Origin of the sequence: Archangium violaceum (genome assembly GCF_016887565.1) — a bacterium.
Taxonomy (GTDB): domain Bacteria; phylum Myxococcota; class Myxococcia; order Myxococcales; family Myxococcaceae; genus Archangium; species Archangium violaceum_B.
Genome location: NZ_CP069396.1, coordinates 5567988 through 5590462, shown reverse-complemented (window position 1 = coordinate 5590462; position 22475 = coordinate 5567988). Strand labels below are relative to the sequence as shown.

The 22475-nt window shown below is 69.7% G+C and carries 17 protein-coding genes; 5 read left to right on the top strand and 12 right to left on the bottom strand.

What is annotated here, in order from left to right:
- Positions 1-169: 169 nt before the first annotated feature.
- From JRI60_RS22985 to JRI60_RS54565, 4 genes are all read right to left on the bottom strand, one after another.
- Positions 170-523: a hypothetical protein gene (locus JRI60_RS22985; protein ID WP_204227972.1), complete on the bottom strand. Its 354-nt coding sequence runs from the start codon at positions 521-523 to the stop codon at positions 170-172.
- A gap of 163 nt (positions 524-686) precedes the next feature.
- On the bottom strand, positions 687-1358 hold the full coding sequence (locus JRI60_RS22980) for a hypothetical protein (RefSeq protein WP_204227970.1): 672 nt from the start codon (positions 1356-1358) through the stop codon (positions 687-689).
- The gene (locus tag JRI60_RS22975) at positions 1355-2233 is read right to left on the bottom strand and encodes a GGDEF domain-containing protein (RefSeq protein WP_204227967.1); all 879 of its coding nucleotides are present in this window, start codon (positions 2231-2233) and stop codon (positions 1355-1357) included. Before JRI60_RS22975 ends, JRI60_RS22980 begins: the two co-directional genes overlap by 4 nt.
- 305 nt (positions 2234-2538) lie before the next feature.
- Positions 2539-5190, bottom strand: coding sequence for a carboxypeptidase regulatory-like domain-containing protein (locus JRI60_RS54565; protein WP_204227965.1), 2652 nt, complete (start codon positions 5188-5190; stop codon positions 2539-2541).
- Positions 5191-5377: 187 nt separating this feature from the next.
- Here JRI60_RS54565 and JRI60_RS22965 point away from each other — a divergent pair, with 187 nt between their 5' ends.
- A complete protein-coding gene (locus JRI60_RS22965) occupies positions 5378-5686 on the top strand; it encodes a DUF721 domain-containing protein (RefSeq protein ID WP_343213419.1) in 309 nt (102 codons plus the stop codon).
- Positions 5687-5688: 2 nt separating this feature from the next.
- Positions 5689-7197: a CAP domain-containing protein gene (locus JRI60_RS22960; RefSeq protein WP_204227964.1), complete on the top strand. Its 1509-nt coding sequence runs from the start codon at positions 5689-5691 to the stop codon at positions 7195-7197.
- 58 nt (positions 7198-7255) lie between these two features.
- Here JRI60_RS22960 and JRI60_RS22955 read toward each other — a convergent pair whose 3' ends face one another.
- Positions 7256-7489, bottom strand: coding sequence for a hypothetical protein (locus JRI60_RS22955; RefSeq protein WP_108076015.1), 234 nt, complete (start codon positions 7487-7489; stop codon positions 7256-7258).
- A 405-nt stretch (positions 7490-7894) separates the two neighbouring features.
- On the opposite strand from JRI60_RS22955, the gene JRI60_RS22950 reads away from it, so the two are divergent.
- Both JRI60_RS22950 and JRI60_RS22945 read left to right on the top strand, forming a co-directional pair.
- Positions 7895-10039 carry a transglycosylase SLT domain-containing protein gene (locus tag JRI60_RS22950; RefSeq protein ID WP_204227963.1) on the top strand — a complete coding sequence of 715 codons (2145 nt, stop codon included), beginning with the start codon at positions 7895-7897 and terminating at the stop codon, positions 10037-10039.
- Between the two features lie 19 nt (positions 10040-10058).
- Positions 10059-10508, top strand: a complete 450-nt coding sequence (locus JRI60_RS22945) for a hypothetical protein (RefSeq protein WP_204227962.1) — start codon at positions 10059-10061, stop codon at positions 10506-10508.
- Positions 10509-10529: 21 nt separating this feature from the next.
- Here the strand turns inward: JRI60_RS22945 and JRI60_RS22940 are convergent, their stop codons facing one another.
- The 6 genes from JRI60_RS22940 to JRI60_RS22915 form a co-directional block, all read right to left on the bottom strand.
- Positions 10530-11357 carry a cyclase family protein gene (locus JRI60_RS22940; protein WP_204227961.1) on the bottom strand — a complete coding sequence of 276 codons (828 nt, stop codon included), beginning with the start codon at positions 11355-11357 and terminating at the stop codon, positions 10530-10532.
- A gap of 55 nt (positions 11358-11412) precedes the next feature.
- Entirely contained in the window at positions 11413-12912 is a 1500-nt protein-coding gene (locus tag JRI60_RS22935; protein ID WP_204227960.1) for a peroxidase family protein, read from the bottom strand.
- A gap of 132 nt (positions 12913-13044) precedes the next feature.
- A complete protein-coding gene (locus tag JRI60_RS22930; protein WP_239470673.1) occupies positions 13045-15288 on the bottom strand; it encodes a sensor histidine kinase in 2244 nt (747 codons plus the stop codon).
- 52 nt (positions 15289-15340) lie between these two features.
- The gene (locus tag JRI60_RS22925) at positions 15341-17299 is read right to left on the bottom strand and encodes a hybrid sensor histidine kinase/response regulator (protein ID WP_204227959.1); all 1959 of its coding nucleotides are present in this window, start codon (positions 17297-17299) and stop codon (positions 15341-15343) included.
- Positions 17300-17332: 33 nt separating this feature from the next.
- A complete protein-coding gene (locus JRI60_RS22920) occupies positions 17333-18556 on the bottom strand; it encodes a sensor histidine kinase (protein ID WP_239470672.1) in 1224 nt (407 codons plus the stop codon).
- Between the two features lie 235 nt (positions 18557-18791).
- Positions 18792-19709: a pseudouridine-5'-phosphate glycosidase gene (locus tag JRI60_RS22915; protein WP_204227957.1), complete on the bottom strand. Its 918-nt coding sequence runs from the start codon at positions 19707-19709 to the stop codon at positions 18792-18794.
- 120 nt (positions 19710-19829) lie between these two features.
- Between JRI60_RS22915 and JRI60_RS22910 the strand changes: the two genes are divergently transcribed.
- Positions 19830-20750: a DMT family transporter gene (locus tag JRI60_RS22910; RefSeq protein WP_204227956.1), complete on the top strand. Its 921-nt coding sequence runs from the start codon at positions 19830-19832 to the stop codon at positions 20748-20750.
- 12 nt (positions 20751-20762) lie between these two features.
- Here the strand turns inward: JRI60_RS22910 and JRI60_RS22905 are convergent, their stop codons facing one another.
- Positions 20763-22469 (bottom strand): sigma 54-interacting transcriptional regulator, encoded by a 1707-nt coding sequence (locus JRI60_RS22905; RefSeq protein ID WP_204227955.1) that lies wholly within the window; start codon positions 22467-22469, stop codon positions 20763-20765.
- Positions 22470-22475 lie beyond the last annotated feature (6 nt).

The window sequence follows — 22475 nt, the reverse complement described above, 5'->3', positions numbered from 1 at the left end:
ATTGGAGCTCTCGCTCACGAACTGCATGACCTCGTAGCTCGCCGCATGCGAGGCCACGGGACCCAGCAGGCCCACGAGCCACAGAAGGACCACCAGCCCCGCCTCCCATCGGCCACGGCTGTGAAAGAAACGCCAGCAATACAAGAATGGATGTGAATGATTCATGTTCTCACTCGTGAAAAGAAAGAAGAGGGACACACAGCCCGCCCTCGGGCGTCGGATACACCTGGGCACAGCGCCAGTCGGGCGGGCACTCCTGCTCGCCCCGACATGCACGGCTGCAGACGTAGCCTTCCTCCCGGCCAGGCTTCACGTGAAGGCAGACACCGGACAGGCACGCGCTGGCGCCATTCTCCGTGCAGTCCTCCCCCACCTGCTTCGTCGCCTTCTCGGCTCGCAGCGCGCGGTGCTCCGTGAGCAGCTCCGGCACCACCCCCTTGGCGGCTTCAGGCTCCACACGCGTGGCACCACAGCCCGCCCATGCTCCCGCTGCGAGCACCAGCATCCAGACAGTACGACGCACACACGACCTCGACGGATGAGTCCGCGGAAATGCGGTCTCGCCCGCCATGGCAAACTCGGGGCCAGGGGCTCCGTCCCGTCACTTCAAGGCTTTATGCCGTGGGTCCTCGGCAGGGGCATCCCGGTCCGCGGATGACACGTCCGTAGAACGAGATGGGGCGCCGTCAGCGACTCCCCACCCCGTCGATGAGCCAGAGGCCCCACACGAAGAACGGCGCATGCTCGGGCACGCGGCGATCACTGAGGTCCCGAAACTCCAGCGCCTGCTCCAGCTCGCCCAGCAGGTGGTGCTCGTTCAGGCGCTCCGCCCAGTCCCTCCGGAACTCCCGAGCCTCCGGCTCCGTGTACCCGCAGTTGGCAAGGCCGCTGATGAATCCGCCATCCCCGACGTCGAAGCCCAGGAGCTTCCAGCCTTCCCCTCGCACCGATGGCTCCGTCCGCTCACGGTAGGGCACCCCGCTCCAGGTTCCTTCCGCGGGTCTCCCGTCCCAGAACACGCTCACCGCGATCAGTGCGTGCGGCTCTTCCCGCGCCGCTCCGAGCGTCTCCAGGCAGCCCTTCATCCGCTCCAGGTCATCCCAGAGCGGCGCGTTCGGACCCCTCCAGGCCGGCAGCGCGGCCTCTCGCAGCCCGAGCCGCTCGTACTCGCTCTCGGGCAGGCCCTCTCCGAAGAGCGACGGCCAGACCGCCGTGTCCACCGCCAGCGGCTTCCTCACGTCCTCCCGGAGCAGGTACCGCCCTCGCCGGGACTCCGGCCACTCGCGTCCCACGTCGAGCCACAGCTCGCGCACGTCGAAGCCCAGGAGCCACTCCTCGACCGGGCCTCCCTCCCTCACGAACACACGCGGTTGCGGCCCGCCGCCTTCGCCTCGTACAGCTTCCCGTCCGCCGCTCGCTTCAGGTCCTCCGGCGCCCGGTGCTCCGCCTCCAGCACCGCCACCCCCAGCGAGACCGTCACAGGGATCACGTTCTTGTCGAACTCGAACCGCTGCTTCTCCACCAGCTTCCTCGACTTCTCCGCCAGCTTCACCGCCCCCGCCACGTCGATCTCCGGCAGCAACAGCCCGAACTCCTCTCCCCCGTACCTCGCGAACACGTCCTCCCGCCGGATCTTCGTCCTCAGCGTCGACGCCAGCTGCTTCAGCACGTAGTCCCCAGCAAGGTGCCCGTATCGATCGTTCACCTGCTTGAAATGGTCCACGTCGAACATCACCAGCGCCAGGCTCCGCTCGTACCTCCGCGACCTCGAGACCTCCCTCTCCAGCGCCTCCTCGAAGTACCTCCGGTTGTAGATCTGCGTCAGCCCGTCCATCGTCGTCAGCCGGTAGATCTCATCGTGGTACGCCGCCTCGATGTTCCCCCCCGCGATGTACTTGAAGATCGTCCTCCCGATCTTCACCAAGTCCCCGTTCTGCAGCGCCTTCTCCCCCTGCACCGCCTCGTCGTTCACGAACGTCCCGTTCGTCGACTCGAGGTCCTTGATGTGCACACCCCTCGTCGTGTTCGTGATGCACGCGTGGTTCCGGCTGATCGACTCCTGATCCACCTGGATGTCCGCCTTCGACGAACGCCCTATCAGGATCTCTTCCTTCGCCAACTCGTACTTCCGGCCCAGGTCCAGCCCGTAGATCACCACCAGCGCCGCATCCAGATTGACCGGCCGCTCCGAAATCTTCGAGATGACTGTGACGACCGTCTCGTTCTGAGCCATACCGGACAAGACGGTACCACCCGTAAAACCTCCTGAGCCAGCACACCTTCACTTCTGTACGCCCTTACACGTGCGTCCCTGGGTGACTCGCAGTGGTTGGGTACGCCTGTGTCCGCTCCGGACCCTCACTGGATTCATTGGGTTACCGGCTCTTGACCCTCACCCCAGCCCTCTCCCAGAGGGAGAGGGGGCAGACACGGGCTCGACCCGGGGAACGAGATACCCTCACCCCGACCCTCTCCCGGAGGGAGAGGGAGGGGACTGGGGGTTGGAGCGCTGCTGGCGGCGCGCGGCTTTTGACCGCTTCAGGGGGTGATCGTCACGGACCTCGTGCTCGTCACCCCTGGACTCAACGCGTTGCCCTCCGTGTCCACCAACGTCGCGGTGAGCTGTACCTCCGACCCCCTGCAACCCCCCGGCAGCAACAGCTCCACCTCCCCTCGTCCCTGGGAGTCCACCACCTGCCCGTTCACCACGTTGCCCTCGCACCCCGTCCCCCCCATGAACGTCAGCTTGACGTAGCCCTCGTCCTGGTTGCCGCTCCCCACCCGGAACGCTCGCACCTGAACCTTCACCTTCGAGCCTTCCTTCACGCTCTGGCCATCCTCGCCCGGCGTCACCCACGTCACCAGCGGCCTCCCGTACTCCAACGCCGAGTACGCCACCGTCAGATCCCCCAGGTGCTCCAGATCCACCCCGTCCGCCTCCACCAGCCCGTTCAGATCCACCGCCGCCCCCGCTGACGTACCCGTCCTCCTCGTCACCAGCGCCTGCATCCCGAACGGCGCTCGCGAGCCCGTCACGTCCCCGTAGTACGTCCGGTCCTCGAACGGCGCCGGTGGCACCGGCAGCCTCACCCCCGTGCCCGCCCTCCCCACGTCCATCAGCACCACCCACCGGTGCTCCTCCCGGTTCGTGAACACCGCACGCAACACCGTCGCCGCCGGCAACATCATCGACTCCGGTGACAGCACGAAGCGCAGCTGCCTCCCCTCCAGCCCTCCCGCCGCGTCCACGTTGTAGTTGTAACGGAACCCCTCCGGCACCGGCAGGAACGGCCCGCTCACCGTCACCGGCGCCCCTCCCTTCGGATCGAACGGCAGCTTCTCCAGCGTCCGGTGGATGAGCACGCTCGACGCCGCTCCCGCCGTGGCGTCGTTCGTCGCGGCCGACGACGAGGCCGTGAGGATCACTTCATACGGGCTTCCCTCCAGTCCATGGTGCGTCGGCGCCATCCGCACGCTCACCAGTCCCGGCCCCGGCAGCCCCGCCTGCGTGTCCGTGTTCGGATCCGCCGGCGTCGTGTTCGCCCCCATTCCCAGGCCCAGTGGCACCACTCCCCGTCCCGCCACCCGCGCCACTCCCAGCACCCCCGCGCTGTCCATCCACACTCCCCGGTACTTCGGCAGCGCCGGCACCCGCACCGCGAACTGGAACCCCAACGGCAGGCTCTGGCCCTTCGCGAAGTCGTGGTCCACCCCCGTGAAGTGCGCCTGGTCCCCGTAATCCGGCTCCCCCGTGCCCGTCCCCGGCGTCTCCTTCAGCCGGAACTGCACGTCCCTCTTCACCGACGAGCTGAAGGTGCGCAGCAGCGGAATCGTCCGCGCCAGCAGCTGCCCCACGTCCACCGAGCCCGTCACCGAGCCCAACGGCAGCGCGCTGAGCGGAATGTCCCCGCCCAGCGCCCACGCAGTCCTCGTGCCACACTCCCCCGCCGCCATCGCCTCCTCCGGGCTCGTCACCCCCCCCAGCGTCGCGTCACACGCGCCCGCCAGTCCCTGCGCCGAGATGTCCGTCGCCGCCAGTGTGGTGCCCGGCAGCACCACGTACGCCCCCGCCGGCAGCGTCACCTCGCGCGTCTGCCCCTGCGACGTGAAGCTCACCCGCCGCGTCTGCCCCACCAGCAGCGACGTCGACAGATCCGTCACCGCGTCCGGCGACGACAGCCCCGCCAGCCCCGCGTGCATGTCCTGCGTCGTCGGCATGTGCAGGAACGTCCCCTTGTAGCCCCCGTACCTGTCCGCCGGGTTGCGCCTCAGCGGCAGCGCCACGTCCCTCGGGCTTCCCTCCCCCTCGTGCGCCACCGTCAGGTAGCCATACTCCTCATGGAAGACCGAGACGCTCCCCACCTCCTCCAGCGCCGCCAGCAGGGCCACTCCACTCGCGTCCGTCCGCGCCGTGCCCTTCACCACCCCCTGCGCGTCCGCCGTCACCACCACCGCCTCCGGGATGGGCCGGCCCGTCTGCTCGTCCGTCACCACCGCGCGCATCTGCCCCGGTGCCACCGCCACCCCCAACACCACCACGCGCGCCGCGCAGGTCGCCTTTCCCACCCGCGCCACCACCGCCTCCCGTGGCTCCTCCGTGGGCACCGCCAGCACGAACGAGGCCTCCACCCCCGCGCCGCTCCCCCTCACGCTCCCGTCCACCGCCGCCCACGTCGCCCCCGTGGGCACCACCACCGGCCCGCCCTTCCCGTCCACCGCCAGCACCGAGAAGCGCGCCGACGTGCCCTCCCTCCCGATGACGAAGTCCGGCGTCACCCGGCACGACGCCACCGCGCTCGCCTCCGGCGCCTGCACGCACCCCCCGTCCCGGCACACCTTTCCCGACGCCGCGCACTCCGCGTCCGCCGAACACAACGCCACCTCGCACCGGCTGTTGTCACACCGGCAGCCCAGCGGGTTTCCGTCGCACTCGGCGAGCCGGTACTCCCCCCGCTTCGCCGCCGTGCAGTCCTCCTGCGTCCGGCAGGCCGCCAGGCAGCGCGACGTCACCGTGTCGCAGAAGAAGAGCCCGGGATCCGGGCAGTCCTGATCCACCTGGCACACGCCCGGCTCGTCCGGCGTCGGCGGCGTGGGCCCGGGCGGCTCATCCGAACTCGCGGAACAACCGCTCCACAGCAGACTCGTGCACAGCAGGACGGCGCATAGCGCCTGACGAAGGGGGGGGTTCATCGGCGGCTCCAGTCGGAGGGGCAGGGAAACGGCTCCCCTCGGACCTTGTCAAGCAGGGGGTCTCCCCCTCCTCCTAGCCAGCTTCATGCCGGGCCCGGATTCCAAGGGGTTGCACGCCCAACATCCCCCCTGCCCCATGACAGCCACGCCCTGCACTCCCCCGTTGGCATTCCCTCCTCCCCGGCCGATGATGCTCCCCACCATGGCCCGGCGTGACCCGCAGACCCTCGAACAGCTCCTCCCCCGCGTCCTCGCCCGCCTGGCCGAACAATCCGGCAAGGCCCAGTCCCTCGTCCCGGTCTGGAACGCCACCGTGGGTCCCCATATCTCCAAACACACCCGGCCCTACACCCTCGAGGCCGGAGAGCTGGTGATCACCGTGGCCAGCGCCGAGTGGGCCCACACCCTGTCGCGCCAGGAGCCCTCCCTGCGCGAGCAGCTCAACGCCCGGCTGGGGACCGGCGCCGTGTCCGCCCTCGTCTTCCGGCTGGAGTAGCGATGCTCGCCCTCGCCCTCACCGCCCTGCTGGCGGCCACGCCCCTCTCCCCCTCCACCATGGAGCAGCAGGCCTCGCACCACGTGCTCCAGGAGTTCGAGCGCGTGGGCCGGCGCGCCCCCCAGGCCGACCCCGCCCTCACCCAGGCCGCGCGCAAGCTGGCCCGCGAGGCGCTCGAGGACAGCCCCTCCGGCGCCGTGGAGCTCATGGCCCTCACCGAGGCCGTCAGCGACGCGGGCGGCCTCGATCCCACCCCCCGCTCCTACGTCATCCGCGCCTGGGCTCGCGAGCACACCGTGGGCACCCTGCTCGAGCGCAAGGATCTCTCCCAGGAGCCCGCCACCCACATGGGAGTGGGCGTGGAGGTGGAAGGCGAGCGCGCCGCCCTCGTGGTGCTCCTGGCCGAGCGCAAGGCCACCCTCCAACGCTTCCCCCGCACCTTCGACAAGCCCGGCGCCAGCCAGAGCCTGTGCGGCGAGCTGGAGGCCCCCCTGCGCTGGGCCGAGGTCTACGTCACCCTCCCCGATGGCCGCGTGGAGCGCCCCGCCCTCACGCGCGAACAGGGCCCCTCCTTCTGCTCCCGGCTCCTCTTCCCCTCCGCGGGCCGCTACACCGTGGAGATCATCGGCCGCGGCGCGAAGGGGCCCGAGGTCGCCGCCCTCTTCCTCGTGGACGTGGGCGCCTCCAGGCAGCGCGGCAAGGGCGAGCGGCTGGTGGAGCCCACCACCGTGGAGGACGCCCGCGTGGCCGTGCTGGCCCGCATCAACGCCCTGCGCCGCGCCCATGGCGGACGGGAGCTGGCGCTCGACGACACCCTCAACACCGTGGCCCAGGCCTACAGCGAGCGCATGGCCCGGGAGGGCTTCTTCGCCCACGTGGCGCCGGATGGCTCGGACCTGCGCGGGCGCCTGGCCGCCGCCGGCTCCCCCTACCGCACCGCCGGGGAGAACCTCGGCATGGCCTCCGGGCCCCTCTCCGCCCACTTCGGCATCGAGCACAGCCCCGGCCACCGCAGCAACCTGCTCGGCACGCACTTCACCCACGCGGGCATCGGCGTGGCCTTCCAGAAGATAGACGGCCGCGACCAGGCCATCCTCACCGAGGTCTTCTCCTCCGCCGTCGCCGACACCCGCCCACCGGAGGATCCCCTCCAGGAGGCCTACCAGACACTCGCCACCCACCGGGCCGCCCGTGGCCTGCCCGCGCTGCGGCGCAGCCCCGAGCTGGAGCGCATCGCCCTGGAGCATGCGCGGCGGGCGCTCGAACTGGACCAGCCCCGGGTGCAGCTGCCCGGCTCCAAGGTGCACGACCGCGTCTTCAGCGCCCTCGACCAGGCCCAAAGCGCCTCGGTGGACTTCTATGTGGCGGAGAGCCCGTCCCTGCTCCCGGACTCCAAGAGCCTCGGGGACCGCAAGAACACCGTGGTGGGGGTGGGCGCCGTCCGGGGGGACTCGCGCACCTACGGCAAGGGGCAATACTGGATGGTGGTCATCTACGCGGCCACGCGTTGAGGGTGGCTCCCGGCCTTCACCGCCGGGAGCCCGCTTCGCGTTCGGCCTGGCAGCGGTTTCAGATGGCGCGGCGCTGCGTGGCGTAGGCCTCGATACCCATCTGCGGCGGAGCCACCTGCTGGTTCATCGGGCACTTCACGCAGGTGAAGGACTGCCACCCTCGGCGCACCGCCTCGTCGAGGCAGTTGTCGTAGTAGTTGCAGTTGAGATTACGATGCGTCTCGACGCCAGCCCGCTTGGGCCCGGCCTCGGGGTTGATGGTCTGCGGCAGATCAGTCGGACACGGCTTCAGCATGGAACGGAGCCCTCCCTGGTAGAGCTTGTTTCCCCCCCGAACGCATGGGGCCGCGAACGGCCCGGAACGCAGATCACCTCATCGGCGACCTTTCAGGTCATGCCCTGAAAAGGCGGCACAACCTAAGAAGCGCCCCCTATTGACGCAACGGGACAGGGCCGCTTTCACAAAATAAAACTCATTCCAGGGATCTCTCCGGCAACTGCACTGACCTCCGGTGAACAACCCCTGCCCTGCCGTTGTGGGGGCCGATCTAGGGCTTGTCGGCCCGGCTGTCAAACCGCACCCTGTGTGGGAGAAATCCGACCCGGTGCTCAAACGAATCGGGAATGGAATGTCCGGGTCTGCTGTTACCCGTCCCTGGCTCACGCGATGAGAGTTTTGGAAGAAAAGGAGAGGCACATGCGGCGGTGGACGGGGCTCCTGACGGTGTGGGTAGGGTCGGGTGTGGCGTGGGCGCAGTCCCCGGAGACGCTCGAGTCCGTCCGGCTGCATCGCGCTGACGCTCGGGAGCTGGCCCGCAAGGACCTCGAGGCGTGCGTGGCGAAGAAGTGCCCCGACGCGGGCCGCATCTCCCTGCTCGCGGGCACCCTCGCCCTGTCCGAGGGGGATGTGGCAGAGGCTCGTACCCTGTTGACGGGGGCCAAGGTCGCCGAGCCGCTCCAGCCCTACCTGGCCTTCTACCAGGGACAGGCGTGGTTCTACTCGGGAGACCCGGCGGCGGCGGCGGAGGCCTTCGCGCGTGCGGCGCCCAAGGCGTCTCCGGCCCTGGCGCCGAGGGTCCAGGCGCGGCTGGGCGAGGCGCTGCTGGCCGCGGGCAAGGCGAAGGAGGCCGCCGAGTCGCTGGAGGCCGCCGCCACGGAGGACCCGTCGGCGGAGCTGCTCTTCCAGCGGGCCCAGGCACGGCTGGCGGTGGGCAACGCCACCGGCGAGCGGGCGGACTTGAAGGCCGTGGCGCTGCGCTACCCGGCGCACCCGTACGCGGACGAGGCGCTGGCGAAGCTCGAGTCGCTCAAGCCCTCGCTGAAGCTGACACTGGCCGAGTATCTGCAGCGCTCGCGCGGGCTGCTGGACGCCGGTGAGGCGAAGCGCGCGCTGGAGGAGCTGGAGAAGGCCGAAGCCCAGAAGCTGGTGCGCGCGAAGCAGGACAAGGCGCAGGTGGCGCTGGTGCGCGCCCAGGCGCTCTACGCCACGGGCAAGAAGGACGAGGCGGAGCAGGCACTGGCCGTGGCGCGCCAGGGGCCCGCCGCGGTGGCCGCCGAGGCCGCCTACTTCACCGCGCGCCGCGCGCTCAAGACGGATGACAACGTGAAGGCCCGCGAGCTGATGGCGGCCGTGGAGAAGGCCTGGCCCAAGGAGGGCGTGGCCGACGACGCGGGCTTCTACGTCGGCTGGTTGGACCTGCAGGCCGGGCGCTTCGAGGACGCGGTGAAGTCCTTCACGGCGTTCGACCAGCGGCACGCGCGCTCGCGCAAGCGCGACGAGGCCATGTGGTTCCGCGCGCTCGCGCACATCCGGCTGAAGCAGTACGGCGCGGCGCGCGAGGTGCTCGACAAGCTGGTGGACACCTTCCCGCGCAGCAGCCTGGTGCCCCAGGCGCGCTACTGGTCGGCCCGCGGCCATGAGCTGGAGGGCTCCCCGGCGGACGTCACCGGGCCCGCGTACGAGTCCGTCATCACCAGCGCCCCCAACTCCTACTACGCGCTGCTGGCCTCCGAGCGGCTGCGGGAGCTGGGCCGCGAGCCGCCCGCCGCCTTCCCCGAGGCGCCCAAGCAGCTGGAGCGCGCCGAGGTGCCGCCGGAGCTGAAGCTGGCGATGGTGCTCACCGAGGCGGGGCTGTTCCGCGACGCGGCCGAGGAGGTACAGGCCCGCACCTCGCGCATCCACAACCAGGAGCAGGCGATGGCCTTCGCGCACGCGCTGCTGCGGCTGGGCGAGTACGGGCACGCGCACGCGGTGGCCGCCAGGCACCTGTGGGGCCGGGCCTTCGGAGCGCGGCTGCCCGAGGCGCTCGCCGCCTTCTACCCGCGCGCCTTCGCCAACGCGGTGGAGAGCGAGGCCACGCGCTACAAGGTGAGCCCCTTCTTCGTCTGGGCCATCATGCGCCGCGAGAGCGCCTTCCGGCCCGAGGTGGCCAGCTCCGCCGACGCGCGGGGGCTGATGCAGGTGATTCCGCCCACGGCCCGAGCCATCGCGAAGCAGCTGGCGGAGCCGGCCCCGGCGCCCGCGGAGCTGTTCTCGCCCTCGCTGAACATCAAGTACGGGGCGTGGTACCTGTCCCAGCTGATGAAGCGCTTCTCCCACCCGGCGCTCGCGGCGGCCGCGTACAACGCGGGTCCCGACGCGACGGTGCGGTGGGTGAAGGAGAAGGGCTCGCTGCCGTTGGACCTGTTCGTCGAGGAGATTCCGTTCCGCGAGACGCGCGGCTACGTGAAGCAGGTGCTGGCGGACCTGTACCTGTACCAGTCCTTCTACGGGAAGGACGCCGCGCCGCAACGGCTGTCGCTGACGGTGCCCGCGCCCTCCATCGAGGGCGTGAGCTTCTGAGGCCGTGTAGAACACGGGTATGGCCACCGAGCCCCATCGCGAGTACTGCAGACGTCAGCACCGCCTGCTGGCACATCACCTCAGCATCGAGGCGTGGTGTGCCGGCGATGATTGCATCCTCCTGGAGCGCGACCAGTTGGAGGAGTTCTTGAAGCTCGAGCGCTTCAAGAGCACTCGCATCCAATGGCTCCTGGAGGACGTCAAACCCTGGTTCAAACACACCTATCCCGTCTACTCCGGGAGCGCCCTGGACTCACTTCAGGCGCTCTATCTGTCTCGGATTCCCATCGACGGGAAATTCATTGTCAGACACGATGACGTGGAGGATGTCGAGGAGCTCATCCAGTGGATGAGGAACCACGACATCCGCATCAGCCTCCTCTATTCGATCAGCAAGCTCATTCCTCTCACGGAAGAGCAGATCGTCCCCCGGCTCGCGTTGCTCGCCTCCGGCCTGTCGGAGCCCTGACGCACGGCCCCACGCGGTGTCTCACGGGAGGATGGCGAAGGCTCGCGCCGGGAAGCCGAACCCGTTCTCCACCTTGGGCCAGGACACCACGATGAGCGCACCCGTGGGCGGCACCTCGTCCAGGTGGGCCATGACCTCGATCTGATAGTGCCCCTGCTCCAGCACCCACTTCTGCGACTCCATCGTCGGCGTGGTGTCGGTGTCCATGGATTCATGGCCGATGGCCGTGATGTTCCGCTGCTCGAAGAGGAACTTGACCGCCGCCAGCGACCAGGCGGGGAACGGGTGCCGCTTGAAGCGCTCGGGGTTGGTGCTCCAGTCCTTGGACATGTCCGTTCGCAGCGCGGCGAACGCCCCCGCCGGCACCCGGCCGTTCTTCTTCTCCCACGCCTGGATGTCCTGCACCGTGAGCGCGTGGTTCGGATCCTTGGCGAGCAGCGGCGTGATGTCGATCACCACCAGCGGCAGGATCATCTCCTTGAGCGGGATGCGATCCATCGTGATCCCCTTCGCATGGAAGTGCGCGGGCGGATCCACGTGCGTGCCGTACTGGCCCACCATGGAATAGTAGGTCGTCCGGAAGCCATCCTGCTCCAGGCTGTAGGGCCGGTACGTCTTCGGGTCCGACGCGGTGGTGAAGCTGGCCTGGCCAAAACCCTGCCACACCGGAGTGCTGGGGCTGATGCTCTGGGAGAGATCGACGAGCTTGCGGGTGGAGATGACCTTGTAGGCCTCGGCCAGGCTCATTCCATCGGCGGCATGCGCCGCCGCGGCACCCAGGGCCAGCAGCACCGCCAGCAGGTGACGCGCCGGAGCCTTCTTCTCGAACAGACGACTGAACACGAACATGGAGACCTCCGTTGAAAGAGGTCTCCAGGCTACGTCATGCGCTGCCTCCTTCCACTCAAGGAAGCAGGTTCTTCCCGTCGTTGATCGGCGACAGGTCCCCCACGAAGGAGAGCAGATCCGTCATCGTGAAGGTGCCCGCCTTGACTGCGGGCAGCGTGGGCTTCCACTGCGGATTGCTGGCCAGGAACGAGCCCGAGTCCAGCTCGAGCAGGCCCACGAAGACCTCGGACAGGATGCGGCTGCCCACGGGACCCAGGTGCTTGCTGTTCCCGCGCTGCTCGGCCTCCTTGAGGATGTAGTACCAGAGCGGCGTCTCGAGGTGCAGGTTGTGCTTCGCGGCCACCTCGCCATCGGGCCCCTTGGCGATGTCCTTGGGCGAGAGCGGCTCGATGCGCATGCGCCGCGCCACGTTCTGTCCCGAGGGCAGGCCCAGACTGCGTCCACGCTTCAGGTTGGCGATGGGCAGGTTGACGCCGGGCAGCACGCCGTGGTCGGGAATCGCCGAGAGCGTTGGCACGAGGAACGGATCGAGCTTGCGGCTGAGACCGGCCGTCACCCCATCGTTGGGGAACTTGAAGAAGCGCCGCCAGTCGATGATCCAATCGCTGGGGATGGGCACGCCCGTGCCCGAGCGCCCGGAGAAGCGGAACAACAGGCTGAGCGACGCCGGCGTCCTCTGGCGCGCGCTGGGCTTGAAGGTGAAGACCTCGTTGTAGTCATACGCCTCGCGCACCATGCTGTGCCCCAGGCGGTACGCGGCGGCGGAGAACTCCACCGGGATGTAGGCATCGACCGTCGGCAGGTAGAACGACCGGCCCTTCTCGAGCACCTTGTCGAGCACGTCATCGTCCACCACCCGCCGCAGGAAGTCGTTCAGGACGATCCACTGGTAATGCCAGATGACGAGCTTGCGGGCCTGCTCGAACAGGGTCGCCTGCGTCGAGGACGGAGGGGGCGCGATGCTCCCGTCCTTCAGCCCATCGACCACCTTGTTGTGGAAGCGGAGGAACGCCAGGTGCAGCTGGGCGACGATGAGGTTCTCGTCGTTGCGCGGGTCGCCGATGATGGCCAGTGCCTGCGAGCCACGTGGCAGATCGAACGGGAGCTCCGTCTTCACCTTCGGGTCGCCGCCACCCGGTTTCGCGTTGGTGCGCCCGAGGACGAAGCGCGCCTCGTTGGGAGGCAGCTCGTAGAGGTAGGGCTGGTCGCCTGGACCCCTGCCGTAGACGCAGTCCAGATCGAGCGCGGGCGTGCGGAAGTTGTGGAGCGCCAGCGGGTCGACCTGCACCTCCTGGATGGGCGTGGTGTCGAAGGTGATGTCGTGGTCGATGAACTGGCCGAGGTACGTGAAGCCCGCGGGGATGTCTTCGTTGTCGCCCTTCGGATCCGCGGGGGTGGCATCCCTCATCGCCCCGCCGAGCTCCTCCAATGCCGCCAGCGGCGGTAGCAACGGCTGGAGCGATGGGAAGAGCCTCCCGAACTTGCCCGATGGGACGAACTGCCCCAACGGAGTCCCTTCCCCGTTGCGCACCAGTAGACCATGAATGGACGGCATCGCTTTACCTCCTAGGAGTCCTGCGCCCAAGACAGACAGCGCTCGACGCGTCTGTGAGCGAGGCCCCACCCCGTGGCGGGAAGCTCGGCTGCTCGGCTGCTCGGCTGGAGGAGGTACGGGACCGCGCGTCGCTCAGGTCTCGCCCTGGGCCGGCTGATAGGGCAACTCCAGCGTGAACGTGGCCCCTCGCCCCGGGCCGTCGCTGTGCGCCATCAGCGAGCCGCCCAGCTCCTGGGCCGCCAGCGCGCTGGAGTGCAGACCGAAGCCATGCCCCTCCTCGCGCGTGGTGAACCCGTACTGGAAGATGCGGGTGAGCATCTCCGGCTCGATGCCCACTCCGTTGTCGCGGATCTCCAGGCGGAAGCGCTCGGCGGCGGGGGTCTCCAACCGCACCAACAGGCGGCGCTCGTCCGGTGACACGGCGTCCAGCGCATACCGGGCGTTGCTGATCAGGTTGACCAGGATCATCAACGTCTTGTGCTTGTCGGTCAGCACGGGTGGCAGGGACGCCAGCTGCTTGTCCACCTGCACCTGGTGACTGGAGAGCCCGGCCGAGTTGATGCGCAGGGCATCCTCCACCAGCTCCGACAGGAGCACCGGTTCATGCATCCGGGGCGTCCTCGCGTAGTTCTGCTGCACCTTGACGATGTCACCGATGTGCTCGGTGTACCGGCCGACGTCGTCGAGCAACGAGAGGATGCCCTGCCGCTCCTCCACCAGGTGCTGGCCCAGCCTCTCCAGGAAGGGGATGAGGTGCCGGCCACGCTCGTCCCGGGTGAGGAAGGTGGTGAGATCGTCCTGGTTCGACTGGAGCAGGCCCGCCACCCGGCTCACGTGCTCCAACCGCGCCCGGCACAGGCGCTCCTTGGCCACCTGCGCGGACGTGTAGACGCTGTTGAGCACGTTGCCCACGTTGTGCAGCACGTTGGTGGCGATCTCCGCCATCCCCGCCCGCCGGGCCGAATCCACCAGCCGTTGGTGGACGTCCTTCAGCTCCCGCGTGCGCTCCTCGACCCGATGCTCCAGCCCCTCATTGGCCTGCCGCAGCTCCTCCTGGCGCCGCTGGACCTGGTCGGCCATCATCCGGAAGGCGCGTGCGAGCTGCCCCAGCTCGTCCTCGCGCGAGGTGTCCAGCTCGACATGGTAATCCCCTGCCGCCACCCGATCCGTGGCCTGGGTGAAGGCCTCCAGCGGACGGGTGATCTGCTGCTTCAGCACCCAATACATGATGGCCAGCTCCAGCAGCAGCGACGCCAGGCCGAACAGCAGCACGTAGCGCGCCGCGCCCAGGGCGGGTTCGGACACCACGTGCTCGGGGAGCACCGTGACGAAGTCCCAACCCGGACCCTCGAGCGGCGCACGGGAGAGGTACTCGCCGTACTCCGGCAGCTTCACCACCGTCTGGTCGGGCGGCGTGGCCTTCAGCCGCTCGAAGATGCGCCGCACGTGGAGCCGCTGCTCCTCGGTGCCCAGGGAGCCCACGCCCGTCTGCCCGCTGTCGTGCTGTCCCTCACCGTGGGAGGCATCGCCGACTGCCTCCGGGCTCAAATCGGGATGGGCGATGGGCGCCCCCTCCTCGCCGAGGATCATGTTGTACGCGCCCGGCAGGTGGTCCCGGATGGCGCGGTCCATCAACTCCTTCAACAGCACGTCGTGGCCGAACGTCGCGACGTGGTGGCCATCGACGTCCAGCGGCGTGGAGACCGAGACCATCGGCTTCTGGGTGCCCGGATCCGCGTAGATGCCGCACCAGACCGACTGCCGCGCGGCGTTCTTCTCGGGAAGGCTCCGGATGAAGAAATCCAGGGTGACGACCGAGAAACCGGTCTCCGCCTCCTGGCACCACGTGGGGCGCTCCGGCCAGTAGAGAACGAGCACTCCCTCCGGCAGCACGATGAACGTGTTCGTGAAGCGCGTACGGAAGGCGGGCCCGTACTGGGCGAGCACGTCATACGAGGCCAGGATGCGTCGGCGCAGCTCGGCGTCGGGCTCCAGGCTCGCGGGGATGAAGACGCCCGGCATGCGCGTGCCGTCGAAGACCTCGGGGCGGTTGCGCAGGGTGCCGTCGGGCATCCGGGCGAAGAGGCTGTCGAAGCGCGCGCTCACGTCCTCCTGCCGCGAGGCCTGGAGCTTCTCCGCGAGCGCGTCGCGCAGGACGGCGTGGTTGTCCTCCGCCAGCAGGAAGATGCCCGCCTCGCGCTGGCTGCGTTCCACGACATACCGCTCCAACCGCGCGAGGTTCTCGGTGCGCACCGAGTTCAGCACGTGGAGGTAGCTGAAGAGCGTGGCCAGGGCGATCACCCCGGCGATGCGCACGCCCATCTTCAGCAGTGTCGAGCGGGAAAGGGAGGCTGGCGAACGGGGGGAAAGCAGCATGTCGCGAACTGCCTCGGCTGGGGGTCCGCCATTGGACATTACACGGAGACCCTCAGCCACGACTCCCGGTCACCAGCGATTGCACCAGCTCGCGCAATTCTTGCGCGCAAAAGGGCTTCTCCACCCGGGGGTTGCCGACCCGCTCCAGGAAGGCGCGCGCATTCGGAGTGAAGGCGCCTCCCGTCAGGAACACCATCCGCCTGGCCAGCTCGGGAGCGCGGTGCTCGAGCTCCTGATGCAGCTCCATCCCGCTCATCTCCGGCATCATGATGTCGCACAGGATGACGTCGAAGTGCTCGCCGCCCAGCAGCCGCGCGCAGGCCTCGCGCGCGCTCGTCAGCGTCACGACGTCGTGCTCGCGCTGGAGTGTGCGACGGATGGACACCCCCAACATGGGCTCGTCATCCACGACCAGGAGCCGGCCCCGCCGCGGGGCCTCGGGTGCCACGGGGGCGGTCCTCGACTCCTGGGCCGGGTGCGAGGGGGCCGGAGGCGGGGCCTCCGTCGTGGCGGCGCGCAGGATGACCCGGAAGGTGCTCCCCTTCCCCACCTCGCTCTCCACCTCCATCCGTCCACCGAAACCGCTCACGATGCCGTGGCAGATCGGCAGCCCGAGCCCCGTTCCCACCCCGACGGGCTTGGTCGTGAAGAACGGCTCGAACAGCCTGTCCAGGTGCTCCGCCGGGATGCCCGAGCCCGTATCGCGCACTTCGATCATCACCCCCTCGGCATGGGGCCGGGAGCTGACGCGGATCTCATTGCGATCCACCTGTCCCTCGGGGATGGCCTGCGCCGCGTTGACGAGCAGGTTCACCACCACCTGCCCGAGCCGGCTCTCGTTCGCCTCGACCACCAGCCGCTCCGAGAAGTCACACACCAGCCGCGCGCGGTGACGGATCTCATTGGAGGCCATGCGGATCGCCGTCTCCAGCACGCGGTGCACCTCCACGGGCCCTGGCCGCGCGTCCTCGTCCGCGCGCGAGAACAGCTTCAGCTGCCGGACGATGTCCCGGACGCGGCCCGCCCCGAGCTGGGCGTCGGCGATCAGCTTGCGCAGGTCGTCCTCGTGCGCTCCCAACCGGGGGAGCACTTCCGTCTCCACGTGACCCAGGGTGGCGATCGTATAGGCCAGCGGGTTGTTGATCTCATGCGCGATTCCCGCGGCGAGCGTCCCGAGCGAGGCCATGCGGTCCGACAACATCAGCCGCGCCTGCATCTGCTTGCGCTCGGTCAGATCCCTCACGATGCGGACCAGACCCGGCCGGCCATCGAACACCACGGGAGCCTGGGCGAACTCCACGGGGACGACCCCCCCGGTCTTGCGCACGAGGCGGACCTCTCCTGGCGACACCGGCTGCCCCGACTTCGCCCCCTCGCGGAGTCCGTGGAGGAGCTTCGACAGATCCTCCGGGTGGAAGAAGCGCTCCTCCAGCTCGGCCACCCGCCCCCCCACGAGCTCGTCCGGCGACGAGCACCCGAGCAACGTGAGGAGCGCCGGGTTGGCGTAGATGAGATGCTCGTCGTCCAACACGGCGATTCCATCGGGCAGTCGCTCGATGAGCTCCCGGAAGCCCGCATGGGATCGGTGCAGCTCCTCCATCGTGCGCGCGTGCTGGAGCGCATAACGGATGGAGCGATCCAGGAGCGTCGGTGTCAGCTGAGACTTCTCGAGGAAGTCAGCGGCCCCGGCCTCCATCGCCTGATGGTCGAGCGCGTCGTCCCCCTGCGAGGTCAGCAGGATGACCGGGCCACGCCACCCCCTGCGTCGCGCCTGCTCGAGCAGCTCGAGCCCGGTGATGGCCCCGAGGCGATGGTCGAGCAGGCACACGTCATGGCGCCCCGACGCCATCTCCGCGAGCGCCTGCTCGCAGGTCTGGGCCCACTCGAGCACCATCCTCCGGCGCGGCCCCACGGGCTCCAGCGCTTCACGTGTCAGGAGGTAGTCATCTTCATCATCTTCGACGAGCAGGACACGGATGGGACGCGAAGCATGTTCTGGGTCAGGCCGCATGGGGGACAATGGGCTCTCTCCACTCCAGGAAGCTCACCTGTCCGAGTGTTGCACGAGCGGTAGCGTGACGATGAAAGCCGCCCCCTCCCCGGGTGAGCTGTGTGCCGTGATGCTGCCGCCATGCCGCTCGGCGATCTTGCGGCAGATGGCCAGACCGATCCCCGTGCCCTCGTACTTGCTGGTGCGTCCGTGCAGGCGCTGGAACACGTTGAAGATACGGTCGATGTACTTCTCATCGAAGCCGATGCCGTTGTCCTGGACCACCAGCTCGCACCGGCCGGTCCTCGCATCCTCCGTGCCGTGGATGGAGATGGCGGGCGCCACGTCCTCCCGGCGGAACTTGAGGGCGTTGCTCACGAGGTTCTGCAGCAGCTGGCGCATCTGCATCGGGTCCGCCTCGAACACGGGCAGCGTGCCCAGGGTGATGGTCGCCCCCTCCTTCTCGATGGCCGCCTCGAGGTCCCCCACGACGTCGCGTGCGATCTCCGCCAGGTCCACGCGGGCGAAGGGTTGCGCCTTCGAGGCCACCCGGGAGAAGGAGAGCAGGTCGTCGATCAGCCGGCGCATGCGGGTCGACGCGCCATACATCCGCTCGAGGTAGCCGAGCCCCTCGGGGCCCAGCGCGGCGGCGGACGTGGCCTTCAAGCGCTCCCCGAAGGTCTGGATCTTCCGCAGCGGCTCCTGCAGGTCGTGCGAGGCCACGTACGCGAAGCTCTCCAGCTCGCGGTTGGACTGCTCCAGGCGCAGCTGGGTCCTCTTGAGGTCCGTGATGTCGGTGAGGATCACCGTGAAGCCGACGATCTCCTGGCCCACCTTGATGGGTCCCACCCGGGCCGCGTACCACTCGGCGCCCGTGTTGGCCGCGGGCCGGGCCTCGTAGCCGTCGGGCACCCCCGTGGCGAGCACCCGCTGGATGGCGGTGCGCGCGTTCTCCAACGACTCCGGGGCGATGAAGTCATAGAGGTTGGCGCCCACCACGTCCGCCACCGTCTGCCCGGGAATGGTGAAGTTGAGGAAGCGGATGCGCGCGTTCACATCACAGGTGAACATGATGTTCGGCGACTGCTCGATCAGCGCCTGGACGCCGAACGCATCCTCCACCCGGGTATGGCGCGTCGCGAGCTGGTCCGCCAGGTGGTTGAGGGCCTCGGCCAGCGGCGCCAGTGGACCCGCGGCGACGCGACACCGCGCGTGAGGCTCGTTCGCCGCCATCCTGGAGACCAGCGCGAGCAACTCCTCGAGCGTGGTCCCGTTCACGGGTGCGGTCGCGGGATTTTCGTTAGGTGGATGAACGCCCATCGGTGGCCTTTCGGCGCTCCATTCAGGCGAATCGTCCCCATCGCGAACCGCTGTCGTGGAGCAACCAGGACTCCCACAGCCAAGAAGATTTCAGGATATTTCGTATGTACACCTACCATAGCGGGTAAACATGTAAAGTGGTTGACACTTTACATGTCCGCACGTCCGCTGATCGGCGCACCGAGCGCCGCGCTCAGGTCCGGGAGCCCTGGGCGTAGGCCACCGCGAGCTGTCCCGCGAAGCGGGCGTTGTTCGTCAGCAGCGCGAGGTTGGCGCGCAGGGTCTTACCGCCGGTGCGCCGGGCCATCTCCGAGAGCAGGAAGGGCGTCACCGCCTTGCCGCGGATGCCCTGCCGGTCGGCCTCGGCCAGCGCGGAGGCGATGTGCAGCTCCACCTCGTTGCGCGGCAGCGACGTCTCCTCGGGCGGAGGCAGCGTGAAGAGGACACCGCCCTGCCCCAGCGTCTCGAAGCGCGCCCGGGCGACGCGCGCCGCCGCCACCGCGTCCTCCACCTGGTGCTCCAGCATCAGCCCGGACGAGCGGCTGTAGAAGGACGGCAGCTCGTCGGAGCCCACGCCGATGACGGGCACCGCGGCGCTCTCCAGCGCCTCCATCGTCTTGGGCAGGTCCAACACGGACTTGGCCCCGGCGCACACCACGGCCACCGGGAAGCGCGCCAGCGCCCAGATGTCCTGGGAGATGTCCAGGTGCTCGGCCACGCCCCGGTGCACGCCGCCGATGCCGCCGGTGGCGAAGACGCGGATGCCGGCCGCCGCGGCCAGCTCGCACGTGGCGCTCACGGTGGTGCCTCCGGTGGCGCCCCGGGCGATGGCCACGGCCAGATCCCTCGAGCCCAGCTTCAGCAGGCGCTCACGGCCCTCGGCGAGCCGGCGCATCTGGGGCTCCTCCAGGCCGATGAACACCTGCCCGTCCACCACGGCGATGGGCGCGGGCACGGCGCCCGCCCGGCGCACCGCCTCCTCGCACGCCCGCGCGGCCCCGAGGTTGTCCGGGTACGGCAACCCCTGCGCCACGACGCTCGTCTCCATCGCCACCAGCGGCGCGCCCTGCTCCTTCGCGCGCCGGACCTCTTCCGAATAACGCAAGTCCATGGGGGGGCATATACGCCACGGGCGGCCGGGCAGGACAAGCAAGGAGGCGCGAACCGTTGCTGGTGCACGCACCTGCTGTCCATTGCCAGCACAACCCGGGGGCTGTATGCCGCACTCGCCTTGAGCTCCCCGAGCACCACCGCCGCCGCCCCCGCTTCCGCCGACGCACCCCGCGTGATCTCCCTCTCGGATCTCGCGCTCGTCCTCGTCGTCATCATCTGGGGCACCAATTACACGGTGGTGAAGGAGGCGCTGGGCTCCTTCCCGCCGCTGGCCTTCATGGCGCTGCGCTTCGCGATCGCCGCGGCGGCCATGGCCGTGGTGCTCCACACGCGCGAGGGCTGGAAGCCCCTGCCCCGCTCCACCCTGCTCAAGCTCGTGGGGCTCGGGTTCGTGGGCAACACGCTCTACCAGCTCTGCTTCATCCTGGGCCTGTCCCACACCACCGCCGCCAACAGCGGGATGCTCACCTCGGGCACGCCCGTGCTGACGGCGCTCCTGGGCGCCGCGCTGGGCGTGGATCGGCTCCGCAAGCCGCTGGCGATGGGACTGGCGCTCGCGGTGCCGGGCATGCTGCTCATCGTCAGCGCCCGCGGCCCCGAGCTGGACGCGGCGACGCGCCAGGGCGACTTCCTCATCCTCGGCGCCTCGCTGTGCTGGGCGCTCTACACCGTGGGCATCCGCTCGCTCGGCGCCGAGCTGTCCGCGCTGCGCATCACCGCGCTCACGATGATCACCGGCGCGCCCGGCGTCATTCTCATGGGCCTGCCCTCGGTGATGGAGCTGAAGGTGGAGAGCATCGGCCCGGGCGCCTGGTCCGGCCTGGTGTACTCGGCGCTCATCCCGCTGGTGCTGGCCTATGTCGTCTGGAGCCGCAGCGTGCAGGCGGTGGGCAGCAGCCGCACGGCCATCTACAACAGCGGCACTCCGGTGGTGGCGGCCGTCACCGCGTGGCTCGTGCGCGGCGAACAGCCCACGGGGTTGCAGATCGCCGGCGCGGTGCTCGTCATCTGCGGCGTGCTCGTCAGCCGAAGACGCTGAGCCCTCGGGGACTCACGCGCGCCGCCGCGACACCGTGAGGCCGTAGTCCTCGATCTTCTTGTCCAGCGTGGGCCGGCTGATGCCCAGCATCCGGGCGGCGACGATCTTCTTCCCGCCCGCCGTGCGCAGGGCCTCGGCGATGGCGTCGCGCTCCAGCCGGGTGACGCGCTCCTGGAGGGTGAGCGACGAGGGCGCGGCACTGCCCTCCTGGATCTCCGGCGGCAGGTTCAGTGCGTGGAGCTGCGAGCCGGCGTGCACCAGCGAGAGCCGCTCGGCGAGCAGGCCCAGCTCGCGCACGTTGTGCGGCCAGTCGTAGTCCACGAGCAACCGCCGGGCCTCGGGGGTGAGCACGGGAGGCCCCTTCCGGGTGGCGCGCGCGCCCCGGGTGGAGAAGAGCTCGAAGAGCGTGGGGACGTCGGCGCGGCGCTCGCGCAGGGGAGGCACCTGCAGCTCGAGCCCCGCCAGCTGTCGGATCAGCGAGGCCTCCACCTCCCCTTTCGCGACGAGGGCCGACAGCGGGGTGCCCGCGGTGACGATGAGGCGGAAGTCCACGGGCTCCTCGCCGCCCTGTCGCGCCGGGGCCGTCTTGCGCGCGAGCAGCCGGGCGAGCCGCTCCGCCATGGCGCGCGGGAGGGCCTCCACGTGGAGCAGCACCAGCGTGCCCCCGTCCGCGACGAGCAGCGCCGAGGTCAGCGGGGGCTGGCCGGAGCCGCTGGAGCGTCCGAAGAGCACCTCTTCCAGGGAGGCCGCCGCGTCCCGGCAGTCCACCCGCACCAGGGGCCCCAGGGCCCGGGGCGAGCGCGAGTGGATGTAACTGGCGCACAGGGACTTGCCGCTTCCGGGCTCACCGGAGAGCACCACGGGCGCGGCGCTGGCGGCGGCGCGGCGGGCCTGCTCCACCAACTTGCGGAAGGGGCGCGAGTTGCCGGCCATGTCCACCCGGGGCGGCGCTCCGCCCGCGCGCGAGCGCACCGCCACATAGGCCTCGCCCGCGAGCCGTCCCAGCATGGCCGCCAGCTGCCCCTCCGCCTCGGTGAAGGGAGGCTCCGAGCGCTCCACGTACAACAACCCGAAGGGCTGCCCGCCCGAGGCCACCAGCGGTGAGCACAGGGCCTGGTCCGAGCGACCCTGCTCGGAGCGCTCCAGGGCGATGAGGGCCATGTCGCGAGGCACCTCCACGGAAGGCGCACCCACCACGGCCGCGGTGAGCAGCCCCTTGATGCTGCCGAGGAGCGCGGCGGCCGCGTCCGCGTGCAGCGCGTGCAGCGCCTGCTCCGCGGCGTGCCGCAGCACCATGGCCTCGCTGGTGGCGCCCAGCAGCGCCGTCCCCGCCGAGTACAGCGCCGCCTCCGCGCCCACGTGCGGCAGCACCTCCTCGATGGGGCGGTGACTCGCCTCGCCCGGGGCCGAGCCCACCAGCGAGGCCGCGCCAGGCGGCTCCACGAGCACCGTCGTCTTGCCCACCTGGACGCGATCGCCGGCGTGGAGCACCACCTCGCCGGAGATGCGCTCGCCATTGACCGCCGTGCCGTTGCGCGAGCCCAGATCGGACAGGCGCACCTTGCCGTCCACCACGGCGAAGCGCGCGTGGCGGCGGGACACCTGGTCGTCCTCGGGGAGGGGAATCTCACACGAGGGGCTGCGGCCGATCGTCGCCTCCGCGAGGACCTCGTAACGCAGGCCGGCGGCGGGGCCGGAGAGGAGCAACAGGGCGGGCATGGGGGG

Bases quoted from the DNA above. Each gene is read 5' to 3' on its own strand.
- JRI60_RS22975 (WP_204227967.1), bottom strand. From the start codon at position 2,233: ATGGCTCAGAACGAGACGGTCGTCACAGTCATCTCGAAGATTTCGGAG.
- JRI60_RS54565 (WP_204227965.1), bottom strand. From the start codon at position 5,190: ATGAACCCCCCCCTTCGTCAGGCGCTATGCGCCGTCCTGCTGTGCACG.
- JRI60_RS22965 (WP_343213419.1), top strand. From the start codon at position 5,378: ATGATGCTCCCCACCATGGCCCGGCGTGACCCGCAGACCCTCGAACAG.
- JRI60_RS22960 (WP_204227964.1), top strand. From the start codon at position 5,689: ATGCTCGCCCTCGCCCTCACCGCCCTGCTGGCGGCCACGCCCCTCTCC.
- JRI60_RS22950 (WP_204227963.1), top strand. From the start codon at position 7,895: ATGCGGCGGTGGACGGGGCTCCTGACGGTGTGGGTAGGGTCGGGTGTG.
- JRI60_RS22945 (WP_204227962.1), top strand. From the start codon at position 10,059: ATGGCCACCGAGCCCCATCGCGAGTACTGCAGACGTCAGCACCGCCTG.
- JRI60_RS22940 (WP_204227961.1), bottom strand. From the start codon at position 11,357: ATGTTCGTGTTCAGTCGTCTGTTCGAGAAGAAGGCTCCGGCGCGTCAC.
- JRI60_RS22935 (WP_204227960.1), bottom strand. From the start codon at position 12,912: ATGCCGTCCATTCATGGTCTACTGGTGCGCAACGGGGAAGGGACTCCG.
- JRI60_RS22930 (WP_239470673.1), bottom strand. From the start codon at position 15,288: ATGCTGCTTTCCCCCCGTTCGCCAGCCTCCCTTTCCCGCTCGACACTG.
- JRI60_RS22925 (WP_204227959.1), bottom strand. From the start codon at position 17,299: ATGCGGCCTGACCCAGAACATGCTTCGCGTCCCATCCGTGTCCTGCTC.
- JRI60_RS22915 (WP_204227957.1), bottom strand. From the start codon at position 19,709: ATGGACTTGCGTTATTCGGAAGAGGTCCGGCGCGCGAAGGAGCAGGGC.
- JRI60_RS22905 (WP_204227955.1), bottom strand. From the start codon at position 22,469: ATGCCCGCCCTGTTGCTCCTCTCCGGCCCCGCCGCCGGCCTGCGTTAC.